The following is a 12,314-nucleotide window of genomic DNA, read 5'->3' as shown; positions in this document are numbered from 1 at the left end:
ACGAAAACGGGGCCCGTTCGGGCCCCGTGGATCGCGGTCGGGCTAGGCCACCGGGGCGACCTCGCCGGCCTCGGCATCCTGCTCCTCGGCTTCGGGCTCGGGATTGACGCCCAGGAAGTTGGCCTCCAGCTCCACGCGGAGCTTCTCCATGGCCTTGTTCTGGATCTGCCGCACCCGCTCCTTGGTCACGCCAATGATCTGGCCGACCTGCTCGAGGGTCATGGGCTTCTCCTCGCCGCTCTCGAGCCCGAAGCGGTGCTCGATCACGGTCCGCTCGACATCGGTGAGGTCGGCGCGGTTATCCATCACGATCCGCTTGACCTCCTCGGCGGCATCCCGCTCGAAGTCGGCCCGCTTGGTCTCGAGGAAGTTGGACTTCTCGAGCTTGGGGTCGAAGTCCGTCGGGAAGCGCTGGCGGTACTTGCTCAGCTTCATGCCCTGGCGGCTGAAGGCCTTGAGGATCGCTCGGCACGCATAGGTCGAGAACTTGTAGCCCCGGCCCGCGTCGAACTTGTCCACGGCACGCAGCAGCGCCATGTTGCCCTCGCTGACCAGGTCGGCGAAGTCCACCTCGCTCATGCGGGTGCGTTTGGCCATCGCCAGCACCAGCGCGAGGTTCGTCTCGGCAATCTGCTCGCGGATGCGATCGGCCCTGCGATACCAGTACAGGATCGCCTCGGCCTGCTCGGGCGTCGGCTTGCGGTTCGGATTCTTCCAGACCTCTTCCTGCAGCATCCACACGCGGTGCCGCGCGTAGTTGAACTGGTGGAAGAGGACCTTCTCCTCCGCCGCCGTCAGGATGACCTGCTGGCTGCTCTTCACCGTGCGGGTCCGCGTGGCCGACAGGTCGTCCATCACCGGGTGGTACCACGCGGTGTCGGGCTTCTGGATGTCGGGCGCCTCGTCGTAGATCTGGTCCTCGGCCTTCTCCTCGTAGAAGGCCGGGCTGTCGATGTAGTCCATCTCCTGGGCCATGATCTGGTCGAGCAGCCGCTCGTCCTCAGGGCTCAGCCGACGCCGCGCTCCGCGCGCGACGACACCCGGGCTGGACGCGCCGGCGTGCTGCCGGCGGCGAGCCTGCTCCAGCGGAGTCGGTCCCTGGCTTCGCTTTTGCCTCATCGAGTACTTCCCTTCGATGGCCGGCGAGGGCCGCCGGCCTCTACGTGTGGCGGCCGCGAGCGACCATCCCATGCCACACACCTCGCAGGACGCCGAACGGTTGCCGCCGCGGCGGCAGAGCCCATCCGTGTCCGAGAGTCCACCGCACTAACCACCAAGCGCTCGCCCGGTGCCCCGACCGCCACAACAACGGCCTCTGGGCCTACTCCACCCACCCCGGGGTGATTCGGGCATGCACCGACCTGTTTGCGTTTCCGGGGTTGGAGGGTGCCGATTGCGATCGGCGAAGCCCTCTCAGGACGGCAACCAATAATGGAACGGGCCTGCCGGCCTCCGGAACGCACGGATGTAGTACGAGCCCCACGTTTTCGAAGTTTCCCAACTCACGCCGATCCGCCGAGGATCCGCACAACGAGCGGGAAACTACCTATACATCCGCCATCTGGCGTGTCGATCCAGCCATGCTCGGAGGGACGTGGTATCGCCATCCCTGCGACGACCGCCCCGAGCGCCAGCCGAGATCCTAATGGAATCCACCCCACGAATCCAGAAAATCTCAACCGATTCCCATTAGCGACAGCCAGGCGACACCCCGGTGGCCGCCTCATGGGACCAATGATCCGACCGAATGGCGAAGCGATCCGGCCCACCCCGACGGCTCCACGGCGTGCACAAAAAGCTGCTGCTCGCGGCCGTAATCTTCTCGCCCGTGGCGGTCCTGGCCCTGATCGTGTGGCTGCTGGCGGACGCCTACGCCTCGGAGCTCGCCCGCGAGCGCCGGACCGGGCCTCCACCCCCGGCGACGCCGGGGGCCGCGGCTATCCCCGGGCCGCCTGGTACAGCTCGCCCACCCGATCCCAATTGACCACGTTCCACCAGGCCGACACGTAGTCGGGCCGGCGGTTCTGGTAGTTCAGGTAGTAGGCGTGCTCCCAGACGTCGAGGCCCAGGATGGGCGTGTGGCCGTCCATGAGCGGGCTGTCCTGGTTGGCGGTGCTGGTCACGTGCAGCTTACCGCCGCCATCGACGACCAGCCAGGCCCAGCCCGAGCCGAAGCGGGTCGCCGCCGCGGTGGCGAAGTCGTCCTTGAACTTCTGGAAGCCGCCGAGTTCGCTCGACATGGCCTCGGCCAGGCCCCCGCCGGGCTCGCCGCCCCCGCTCGGGCCCATGATCTGCCAGAACAGGCTGTGGTTGGCGTGCCCGCCGCCGTTGTTGATCACCGCCTGCCGCTTGCCCTCGGGCACCTCGTTGATGCTGCGGAGCACCTCCTCGATCGGCCGGTCGGCGAATGGATGCCCCTCGAGGGCGTCGTTGACCTTCGTCACGTAGCCCTGGTGGTGCTTGCCGTGGTGGATCTCCATCGTCCGGGCGTCCACGTGCGGCTCGAGGGCGTTGAAGGCGTACGGCAGGTCGGGCAGCGTGTACGGCATCGTGGTCTCCTTCCGGCGGAAGCGCGAGCGGCGAATCGGGACGATCTTGGCAGGCCGCCCCGGTTGGCATGATACCGCGCCTCAACGAAAACGACGCCCGCGGGGGCGTCGCCTGAGGCTTCCCTGGCTTGGCCGCGGGTTACTCGCAGCCGACGTCGAAGAGGTTCTGGAACTCGAGGAAGTCGAAGATCGTCAGCTCGCCGTCGCCGTCGAGGTCGGCGATCAGATCACCGGCGTCGAAGGCGTTCTGGAAGGCCAGGAAGTCGAAGATGGTCAGCTCGCCGTCCAGATCGAAGTCGGGGATGCACGGCTCGCCGCTCACGAAGACGAGATTGTCCGCCTCGAAGATCTCTCCGACGGCCGTGCCGCCAAAGCTGGGTGACTCGACGATGCGGACCTCGGTCACCGGACTCGTGGCGACGAATCCCAGGAACGAGTCGCCCGTGCCGGTGAAGAAGTCGAAGATGTCCACGACCCCGGCGTCGGTCTCGATGGCGATGCCGATGCCCGTTGCCGCGCCGAAGGTGTCCCAGCCGAACGCCTTGATGGGCGTGTCGAAGGTGAACACGTAAGCGGTGTGGCCCGTCGCCGGGAAGATGGAACCCTGGAACTCGCCGCCGTCGATCGCCGGTCCGCCCGTGGTGGAATCCACGCCCTCGACCCGCAGCACGCCGCCCTCGAACGGGATGTCTCCCAGGGAGGGCTGCAGGCTGCCGATGTCGAACGAGTCGAAGTCCTCGAGTTCGACCACGCCGCCGGCGGCGTCTTCCCACGCCACCCGGTCGTCGAAGGCATCGAACTGGGCCTGGGCGGCCGTCGCGGCGAGCGCCACGCCGGCGAGTGCCGCGGTCGTCTTGCAGGTCATCGGGTACCCCCTTGCTGGTGATGCTTGCGGCCGGCGGAATGCCCGATCGCCGCGGAAATCCGTGCCGGGCGGACCCAAGCTCCGCCTCTTCGGAGAGCATAGCCGAAAAACCCGTCGGCACCGGTCATTCTCGGACCGACCGGGGCCCATCCGCAATCAGCGCCGCCGACGCCCAACAATGCCCGGGAACCAACCGGGGACGTGTCACCCGCGGAGGAGCATCGTGGTCAAGTGGCTCATAGCGGTTGTCGTGGTCCTCCTCCTGCTCGGCGGCGTGGGCGTGCTCGCGATCGGGCAGCTCGGCGGACCGGGCGCGATCCAGGCCCGATTCCAGCCCACCGACAACGCCACCGAGGTGATCATCGAGACGGTCTCGCGGGGCGATCTGCTGCGGACCGTCAACGCGCCGGGCTCGGTCGAGCCCAGCAGCCGGGTGCAGATCAGCGCCGAGGTGAGCGCCCGGATCGTCGCGCTGCCCTTCGAGGAGGGCCAGACCGTGCGCGCGGGCGACATCGTCTGCCGGCTGGACGCCGAGGACCTGCAGGCGAGGCTCGACGCCGCGCAGTCGAGGCTGCGATCCCAGCAGGCCCAGCTCCGCGGCGCCGAGGCCGAACTCGAGCTGTCGCTGCTGGAGATGGGACGGGTGCAGGAACTCTACGACACCCGCGACATCCCCAAGACCGAGTACGACGCCACGACCGCCCGCAAGCTGCAGGCCGAGAGCAGCCTGGCGGTGATCGAGGCGGGCATCGAGGCGGCCCAGGCCGACGTTCGCGCCGCGCAGCGGGATCTGGACAACGCCGTCATCTCGAGCCCCATCGACGGCCACATCGTTGCGCTGCCCGTCGAGGTCGGCGAAACCGTGCTGGGCACCTTCAACAACCAGGGCTCGCTGATCATGGAGATCGCCGACCTGGGCACCATGGTCATGCGGGCCCGCGTCGACGAGACCAGCGTCTCGCTCGTCCGCGAGGGGCAGGCGGCCCAGGTGAGGCTGCTGGCCTACGCCGACCGCGTGTTCGACGGCGTCGTCGAGCGCGTCGGGCTGCAGCGCCGCGTGTACACCGATGGCACGAGCTACGTCGAGGCCGAGGTGCTCGTCCGCCAGGCCGAGGGCGACCTGCTCCGCACCGGGCTGACCGCCAACGCCGACATCCAGGTCGAGACCGTGCGGGACGCCATCCGCGTGCCGAGCCAGGCGGTGCTCGACCGCCGCACCGAGAGCCTGCCGCCCGCCGTCCGCGGGGCCGAGGAGGTCGATCGCACCCGGACGTTCGCCACCGTGGTCTACGTCGTCGAGGACGGCCGCGTCCGCGTTCGGCCGGTGCGGGCGGGCGTGAGCGACCTCTCGAGCACGGTGATCCTGTCGGGGCTGAGCGAGGGCGAGCGGGTCATCACCGGGCCATTCCGCGCCCTGCAGGACATGGACGACGGCCAGCAGGTCGTCGAGGAAGGCTCGCAAGAAGCCGGGGAGTCGGACGACGCGGCGAACGAGGACGAGCAGGCGGACGAACTCGCGGAGGGCGGCGGCGATGCTGGGTCTGAAGCGGGGTAAGAAGCCCGACGCCGATGCTCCGGCCATCCGGATCCGCGGCATCGAGAAGATCTACAAGATGGGCGTCGAGCGCGTCCACGCCCTCGCCGGCGTCGACCTCGTGGTCAAGCGGGGCGAGTTCGTCGCGATCATGGGCGCCTCGGGCTCGGGCAAGAGCACGCTGATGAACGTGCTGGGATGCCTCGACCGCCCCACCACCGGCGAGTACGAACTCGCCGGCCGGCGCACCCGCAAGATGTCGGCCTCGGCGCTCGCACGGGTCCGCAACGAGCAGATCGGGTTCATCTTCCAGACCTTCGAGCTGCTGCCCCGCGCGTCGGCCATCGCCAACGTCATGCTGCCGATGATCTACTCGCCCCGGCACCTGTTCACCGCCCGAGCGCGCGCGAAGGCGGCGCTGCGGCGCGTGGGCCTGGGCGATCGCATGCGGCACCGGCCCAACCAGCTCTCGGGCGGCCAGCGGCAGCGCGTCGCCGTGGCTCGCGCGCTGGTCAACGACCCGGCCATCCTGCTGGCCGACGAGCCCACGGGGAACCTGGATTCGGCCACGACCGCCGAGATCATCAAGCTCTTCGAAGAACTCCATCGCGAGGGCCAGACCATCGTCATCGTGACGCACGAAGAAGAGGTCGCCGGCCACGCCGAGCGAATCGTCCGGCTCCGCGACGGCCGCGTGGACTCGGACATGCCCACGGGCGACGACCCGATGCACCTGGCCTTCCTCAATTCCATCGCCCAGACCGCCGCCCGGCGGGCGAAGCAATCGGCGGCACCCGAACCGCAGGAGGCCGCATCATGATCCTGGTGCGGCTGCTGTCGCAGACGGTCGTGCTGGCCATCGGCCAGATCTGGGCCAACAAGATGCGCTCGCTGTTGACGACGCTGGGCATCGTCATCGGCGTCGCGGCGGTGGTCGCCACCGTGGCGGCGATCGAGGGCCTCCGCGGCTTCGTGCTCACCGAGTTCGAGACCTTCGGCGCCGCCAAGGTCTACGTCGACGGCGACCGCCCGCAGAGCTGGCGGGGCCGCATCGGCTGGCGCGAGGTCCAGCTCAAGCCCGAGGAGATCGACGCGATCGAGGAGCACGCCCCATCGATCAAGGCGATGAGCCCCCTCTGGTTCACGTCGCCCCGCGTGGACTACGAGAATTCGACCATCGAATCGGCCCGCGTCGTCGGCATCCGGCCGGTATGGCACGAGGTCGAGAACCGCCAGGTCATCCAGGGACGGCCGTTCAACTCGATCGACCTCGACCAGCGGCGGTACGTCTGCCTCATCAACGAGCAGGCGATCGAAGAGCTGAACATGCCGACCAACCCCATCGGCGAGGACCTGCTCTTCGCCGGCCGCCGGTTCCGCGTCGTCGGGGTGGTCGAGACCATCGAGCTCAGCGGCATGTTCGGCGGCGGGGACAGCCGGGCCGAGTTCTACGTGCCCATGAGCACCGCGATGATCCTCAACCCCAACGGGTGGATCAACTACGCCGTCGGCCTGATGCACGACCCGGAGCGGGCCGAGGACACGCGGGCCGAGATCACCTTCGTGCTCCGCAGCATCCGCAACATCTCGCCCGAGGACGAGTCGACCTTCGACGTGGAGATCCCCCAGGAGTACATCGAGCAATTCCGGACGCTATCGGCCGGGCTCGTCGCCGGCGCCGCGGGCATCGTGGGCATCAGCCTGCTGGTGGGCGGCATCGGCATCATGAACATCATGCTCGTGTCGGTCTCGGAGCGCACCCGCGAGATCGGGCTCCGCAAGGCCGTCGGCGCACGGCCCGCCGTCATCCTGACGCAGTTCCTCACCGAGGCCGTGGTGCTGTGCATGATGGGCGGCGCCGTCGGCATCATCATCGGGCAGGGCATCATCCTGGCGCTCAAGCAGATCCCCGATGCGCCGCTCGACGAGGCCAACGTGCCGGTCTGGGCCATCGGACTCGCGGTCGGCTTCTGCGCCGTCACGGGCATCGTCTTCGGCGTGTTCCCCGCGCTCAAGGCCGCGCGGCTCGACCCCATCGTCGCGCTGCGGCACGACTAGCACGCCCCGCGGGCACGGTCCTCCAGGAGCTACGACGCATGGCCATCGCCATCTTCATTCGCACACCGGCGCGGCCGGCCCTCGTGCTCCTGCTTGCGTGCGGCGTTGGCTGCACCAGCGTCTTCGAGACCTCGCAGAGCGACCTGGGCCTGCTCGCGCCGCGGGCCGAGCTGCAGACCATCCGCACGCTGCCACTGCGAGAGGTCGAGCAGCTCGGCGACGCCGCGGTCGCCGCGGAGCCGCCACCCGAGCTGCCACGGGCCGTCGTCATCGATGCGAGCGAGCCGAGCGTGCCCATCAGCATCGAGGCCGCCCGCGCCGCCGCGCTGGAGAACAACCTGGCCGTCCGCGTCGCGCTCATCTCGCCATCGATCGCCGCCGAGCAGGTCTCGCGCGAGGAGGCGGCCTTCGAGGCGGTCTTCCGCGTCACCGGCGTCGCCCAGGACACCGACACGCCCACCTCCACGACGCTCGCCGACGCGCAACAGACCTTCCGCTCGCTCAATCCCTCGCTGACGCTCCCGACGCGGCTGGGCGGCAACGTCGCGGTCACGGCGCCCTTCACCCGCAACAGCACGAGCAACGTGTTCGCGACGCTCAACCCATCGTTCACGCAGGACCTGGAGTTCTCGCTCAGCCAGCCGCTGCTCCGCGGCGCCGGCCGGCGGTCCACCACCGCCGCGCTGCGCATCGCCGCGTACGACCAGCAGATCGCCGAGGCCCGCACGAAGCTCGACGTGATCACCCAGCTGTCGGCGGTGGACCGCGCCTACTGGCGGCTGTACGCCGCGCGGCAGGAGATCGAGGTCCGCGTCCGCCAGCGGGACCTGGCGATCCTCCAGCTCGAGCGGGCCGAGCGGCTGCTCAACGCCGGCTCGGTCTCGGAGATCGAGGTGCTGCGGGCCGAGTCGGGCGTCGCCGACCAAGCCGAGGCCATCATCCGCGCCGAGAACACCGCCGCCACCCGCGAGCGAGAGCTCAAGCGGCTGCTGAACATCCCCGGGCTGGACGTTGAGTCCGAGACGGCCGTCGCCCTCGAGAGCACGCCCGATCCGGCGCTCTACGACTTCGACCCCGACGCCATGCTCACCACCGCGATGGCCACCCGGATGGAACTGCTCGAGGCCGAACTGCAGCTCTCGCAGGACCTCGTCCGCATCGACCTGGCCGAGAACCAGTCGCTGCCGCAGCTCAACCTCGATGCGCTCTACCGCATCAACGGGCTGGGCGGCACCTTCGGCGAGGCCGTCGAGGAGGCCGCAGCCAACCGCTTCGAGGACTGGCGGGTCGGCGTCACCGCGGTGGTGCCCATCGGCAACGAGGCGGCGCTGTCCAACCTCCGCCGCGCGGTGCTCAGCCGGCTGCAACGACTGGCCACCACCGCGGGCCGCGAGCAGACCATCCGCCAGGAGGTGCTCGACGCCATCGACAACCTGACGACCAGCTGGCAACGGATCCTCGCCGCCCGCGAGCGGGTCGCCCTGAGCACCCGGACGCTGCGAGCCGAGGAAAGGCAATTCGCCGTGGGCCGCTCGACGTCGACCGACGTGCTCGACGCCTCCACGCGGCTGGCCGACGCGCAGCTCAGCGAGCTGTCCGCTCTGGTGGATTACCAGATCGCGCAGGTCGATCTCGCGTCGGCCACGGGCACGCTGCTGGGACAGGCCCGCGTCGGCCTGGAGTTCGCACCGCGGCCGACGCTCGACGGCTCGCGGTACACGCCTCGGGCCACCGGGCCGGCCAGCGAGCCCGTGGAGGGCGCCCGGCTCAGCCGCCCGCCGACGCCCGCCGAGGAACTGGCCGGCGAGCGCGGACGGCAGACGCGGCCGGTGGGCCACTGACCGGGCGGCACACGACGGCTTCCGGCTAGGCCGGCTTCTTGCTGCTGCCGCGGGCGACCGGCGCTTCCTTGCCCACCAGCATTCGCTTGATGGCGTCCGAGACGTGGCGGCCCCGCACGTCGCGGCCGTGGCCCTCCACGCCCCACGCCGAGAGCACGCCGAAGCCCAGGCCGAGATCGATCAGCAGCCAGCCGATGATCTCGGGGCTGTACTTCTTGGTGACCTGGTGGGCGTCCTGGGCGGCCTCGATCTCGCGGGCGAGGAAGGCGTGCACCGCGGCCATGTGCTCCTGGAGCGCCCGCTGGATGCCCTCGTCGTCGACCTCGGTGATAGCCTGCAGGATGACGCGGTAGGCATCCTGGAATCGCTCGTGCACCATCGGATTGCCGTCGACGAGCGTCGCCAGGCGCTCCGCGGGCGTGTCGGTCGACGCCAGCTGCTGCTCCCAGAACGCGATGGTCTCCTCGCTCGTCCGCTGGATGAGCGCGACGAAGAGCTCCCGCTTGGAGCCGAAGTGGCGATAGATGATCGGCTCGGTGACGCCCGCGGCGCGCGCGAGCTCGGAGGTGGTCGCCTTCGCGTAGCCCCGGGTCGCGAATAGCTCGGCGGCGGTATCCAGCAGCTGCGCCCGACGCTGGGCTGCGGGCAACCTGGGCAAGGCCGGCCTCCGATCGGGCTCGCGCCACGCCGCCCGCTCATCTCCCCCGGAGCCGGCGCCGCACCGCACGAGATCGCTTCGCGTGGGGGATGTTAGCCCCCGCTACGGGACCGGTAACTTGGCGGATAGGGCACCGGGTCGTAGCCGCCGCGGCAGCACGGCTGGCACCGCAGCAGCCGCCGCACCGTCAGCAGAGTGCCGACGACGGGCCCGCGCCGCACGTAGGCCTCGATGGCGTACTCGCTGCAGGTGGGATAGAAGCGGCATTGCCCGCCCAGGAAGGGCGAGAGGATCGCCTGGTACGCCCGGATGAGCACCACGAATGGCAGCGACGCCGGCGGGATGCGGCGGCCGCCGCTCACGATCGGTCCTTGCCGGGCGAATGCCTAGCCCGCCGACGCTCCCAGACCTCGTGGCCCTGCGCGGCGAGGCGGCCGAGCAGCGCGGCGTATTCGCCGGTGCCGAGCGGCTCGTGCGGCCGTACCTGGATGATGACGTCGTAGCTGCACGGCCGCCCCGCGTCCGTCCAGCCGGGCAGGTCGTGCTGGGCCGTGCGGAAGGCCTCGCGGAGGCGGCGCTTGATCGCGACGCGGGCGTGCGCCCGGCCCACCCGGCGGCCCACCGAGAGCCCCAGCCTCGGCTGGCCGATCTCGTTGGGCGTCAGGAAGACGACCAGCGGGCCCGAGGCCTTGCGAACCTTGCCGGCGTAGACGGCCTGGAACGCCCTGGATCCGCTCAGCCGGTGCCGCCGCCGGAAGGCGAATCGCGGCCCCTCGACCCTCGATGTCTCGCTGGCTTGCGTCACCGGGGTAATGGTAAGCGGTCAGCGGCCGGCCCTAGGACGGCTCTGCGGCAGCACGCCCACGAAGGCCATCATGGCCCCCGCGGCCAGCAGCCAGGGCCGCAGCCCGCGGTCAAGCGCCCACCGGCCGAGCATCGAGTCGATCGGCTGGACGGCGGGCACCGTCACCGGCGGCGGGTCGAGCGCGTCGAACACGTCCACCGGGCCGAGCGGAGCCGGGGGTAGCAGCGGCGTGCGGCCCTCGGGGATCAGCCGCATCTGGTCGAAGGCCAGCGACCGGACCAGGCCGGGCTCACCCCGCTCGAGGGCGGCGAGGTAGCGGGCCAGCCGGCGGACCCGCTCGCGGCCCTGGGCGTCCATCGCCAGCAGCTTGTCCCGCTCGAACCGCGTCTGGCGGAGCGATTCGTGCGCGGGCACAAGCACCACCGCCGCCACGAGCGCAAGCCCGGCGACCAGCAGCGGCCACCCCGCATCGATGCCACGCCCCGATCGGCCCATGCGATCACCCCGAGGAGCGCCGCCGAGGCGCCCGCCACCGGGTTGGATATCGGCAGGCATGCCCTCGGCGGATGACCCGCCGCCGCGCGGGCGGCGTGCCCGCCCGCGAGCAGCCGCGGTACACTGGGCCGTGGCGGAACCCATCGCGATTACCGGCATCGGCGTGGCGAGCGCCCTGGGCATCGGAGCCGACGCGTTCTGGACGGGCCTGTGCGAGGGCCGCGTGCCCATTGCCCCACCGACGCTGTTCGACGCGTCGAAGATGCACTGCACGCTGGCGGCCGAGACGCCCGGCTTCGCCATCCGCGACCACCTGCCCAAGCACTACCGCAAGGCCGCGAAGGTGATGGTGCGGGACGTTGGGCTTGCGGTGGCCGCGGCGGCCAACGCCGTCCACGACGCGGCGCTCGTCACGCCCGCGAGCGAGGGCGAGGCCGCCGACCCGACCTACGCGTCGCACCGGCTGGGCACGCACGTGGGAGCGGGCCTGATCGCGACCGACCCCGGGGAGCTGGCGCGGGCGATGGCCGGCTCCGCGGACGCCGACGGCAACTGGGACATGGCCGCGTGGGGGCAGGGCGGCATGGATGCCCTCAGCCCGCTGTGGATGCTCAAGTACCTGCCCAACATGCTCGCGTGCCACATCTCGATCCTGCACCAGGCCAAGGGCCCCAGCAACACCCTGCTGTGCGCCGAGGCCAGCGGCCTGCTGAGCCTGGGCGAGTCGGTGCGGATCATCGAGCGGGGCATGGCCGACGCATGCTTCGCCGGCAGCGGCGATTCCCGCGTCAACCCGGTCGCATCCCAACGGGTCTTTCTGGCGGGCCGCTACGCCGACACGCGGGGCGACGACCGGCCGGTGGACGCCTGGATGCGGCCCTTCGACCCGAGCGCGGCGGGCGCCGTGCCGGGCGAGGGGGCGGCGATCCTGGTGCTCGAGCGGCCCGGCACGCCGCAGGCCGCGCGTGCGGGCGCCACGCCGCGGGCGATGATCCTGGGCTTCGGATCGGCCCAGGCGGTGCCCGAGGGCTGGGGCGACGCGGGCTCGCCGCCGATCGCCGGCCTCGGTCGCCGCGCAGGGGGCCGGCCCGACGGGCTGGACGAGGGCCTCGCCCGCGCGATCACCGGCGCCCTCGACGACGCGGGCGTGAGCGCCGGCAGCATCGACGCGGTCTTCTGCCACGCCGCCTGCGAGCCCGCGATGGACGAGGCGGAGATGCACGGCCTGCGGCTGGCCCTGGGCGAACACGCCGAGACGGTCGAGCTGGCGTGGATCACGCCGTGCGTTGGCGAGTGCATGGCCGCCACCGGCGCGCTGCAGGCGGCCGCCGCCGCACTCTCCGTGCAACACCAGCGGCTGCCCGCCCGCGTCCAGACGGGCTCTCCCGCCGACGGCCTGAACGCCGCGGCGGCCCCCGCGCGCGATGCCGAGCTCGGACGTGTGCTCGTGTGCACGCACGGGCTGGGCGGCCAGTGCGGCGCGGTCGTCATCGGCCGCGCGTAACGCGA

At 70.8% G+C, this 12,314-nt stretch carries 12 protein-coding genes; 5 read left to right on the top strand and 7 right to left on the bottom strand.

Annotated features, from left to right (window positions below; translation table 11 throughout):
* Positions 1-42: 42 nt before the first annotated feature.
* From AAFX79_01400 to AAFX79_01390, 3 genes are all read right to left on the bottom strand, one after another.
* Entirely contained in the window at positions 43-1,119 is a 1,077-nt protein-coding gene (locus AAFX79_01400; GenBank protein ID MEO1007204.1) for a sigma-70 family RNA polymerase sigma factor, read from the bottom strand.
* Between the two features lie 818 nt (positions 1,120-1,937).
* Positions 1,938-2,549, bottom strand: coding sequence for a superoxide dismutase (locus AAFX79_01395; GenBank protein MEO1007203.1), 612 nt, complete (start codon positions 2,547-2,549; stop codon positions 1,938-1,940).
* A gap of 139 nt (positions 2,550-2,688) precedes the next feature.
* Complete coding sequence (locus AAFX79_01390; protein MEO1007202.1) at positions 2,689-3,414, bottom strand: GC-type dockerin domain-anchored protein; 726 nt, start codon at positions 3,412-3,414, stop codon at positions 2,689-2,691.
* 223 nt (positions 3,415-3,637) lie between these two features.
* On the opposite strand from AAFX79_01390, the gene AAFX79_01385 reads away from it, so the two are divergent.
* From AAFX79_01385 to AAFX79_01370, 4 genes are read left to right on the top strand one after another with little or no spacing between them, the layout of a single operon-like run.
* A complete protein-coding gene (locus tag AAFX79_01385; protein MEO1007201.1) occupies positions 3,638-4,969 on the top strand; it encodes an efflux RND transporter periplasmic adaptor subunit in 1,332 nt (443 codons plus the stop codon).
* Complete coding sequence (locus tag AAFX79_01380; GenBank protein MEO1007200.1) at positions 4,947-5,768, top strand: ABC transporter ATP-binding protein; 822 nt, start codon at positions 4,947-4,949, stop codon at positions 5,766-5,768. The genes AAFX79_01385 and AAFX79_01380 overlap by 23 nt, the downstream gene beginning before the upstream one ends.
* Entirely contained in the window at positions 5,765-7,006 is a 1,242-nt protein-coding gene (locus tag AAFX79_01375) for an ABC transporter permease (GenBank protein ID MEO1007199.1), read from the top strand. The genes AAFX79_01380 and AAFX79_01375 overlap by 4 nt, the downstream gene beginning before the upstream one ends.
* A gap of 38 nt (positions 7,007-7,044) precedes the next feature.
* Entirely contained in the window at positions 7,045-8,847 is a 1,803-nt protein-coding gene (locus tag AAFX79_01370) for a TolC family protein (GenBank protein ID MEO1007198.1), read from the top strand.
* A gap of 25 nt (positions 8,848-8,872) precedes the next feature.
* On the opposite strand, the gene AAFX79_01365 is transcribed toward AAFX79_01370, so the two are convergent.
* The 4 genes from AAFX79_01365 to AAFX79_01350 form a co-directional block, all read right to left on the bottom strand.
* Positions 8,873-9,505 (bottom strand): TetR/AcrR family transcriptional regulator, encoded by a 633-nt coding sequence (locus AAFX79_01365; protein MEO1007197.1) that lies wholly within the window; start codon positions 9,503-9,505, stop codon positions 8,873-8,875.
* 92 nt (positions 9,506-9,597) lie between these two features.
* Complete coding sequence (gene yidD, locus AAFX79_01360) at positions 9,598-9,867, bottom strand: membrane protein insertion efficiency factor YidD (GenBank protein ID MEO1007196.1); 270 nt, start codon at positions 9,865-9,867, stop codon at positions 9,598-9,600.
* Entirely contained in the window at positions 9,864-10,310 is a 447-nt protein-coding gene (rnpA, locus tag AAFX79_01355) for a ribonuclease P protein component (GenBank protein ID MEO1007195.1), read from the bottom strand. The genes yidD and rnpA overlap by 4 nt, the downstream gene beginning before the upstream one ends.
* Positions 10,311-10,328: 18 nt before the next feature.
* Positions 10,329-10,805 carry a hypothetical protein gene (locus AAFX79_01350; GenBank protein ID MEO1007194.1) on the bottom strand — a complete coding sequence of 159 codons (477 nt, stop codon included), beginning with the start codon at positions 10,803-10,805 and terminating at the stop codon, positions 10,329-10,331.
* Positions 10,806-10,935: 130 nt separating this feature from the next.
* Here AAFX79_01350 and AAFX79_01345 point away from each other — a divergent pair, with 130 nt between their 5' ends.
* Positions 10,936-12,309, top strand: a complete 1,374-nt coding sequence (locus AAFX79_01345; protein MEO1007193.1) for a beta-ketoacyl synthase N-terminal-like domain-containing protein — start codon at positions 10,936-10,938, stop codon at positions 12,307-12,309.
* Positions 12,310-12,314 lie beyond the last annotated feature (5 nt).

Source organism: Planctomycetota bacterium (assembly GCA_039819165.1).
Lineage (GTDB): Bacteria > Planctomycetota > Phycisphaerae > Phycisphaerales > UBA1924 > JAHCJI01.
The sequence above is the reverse complement of the archived record's forward strand: the minus strand, read 5'-3'. Positions and strand labels throughout refer to the sequence as shown.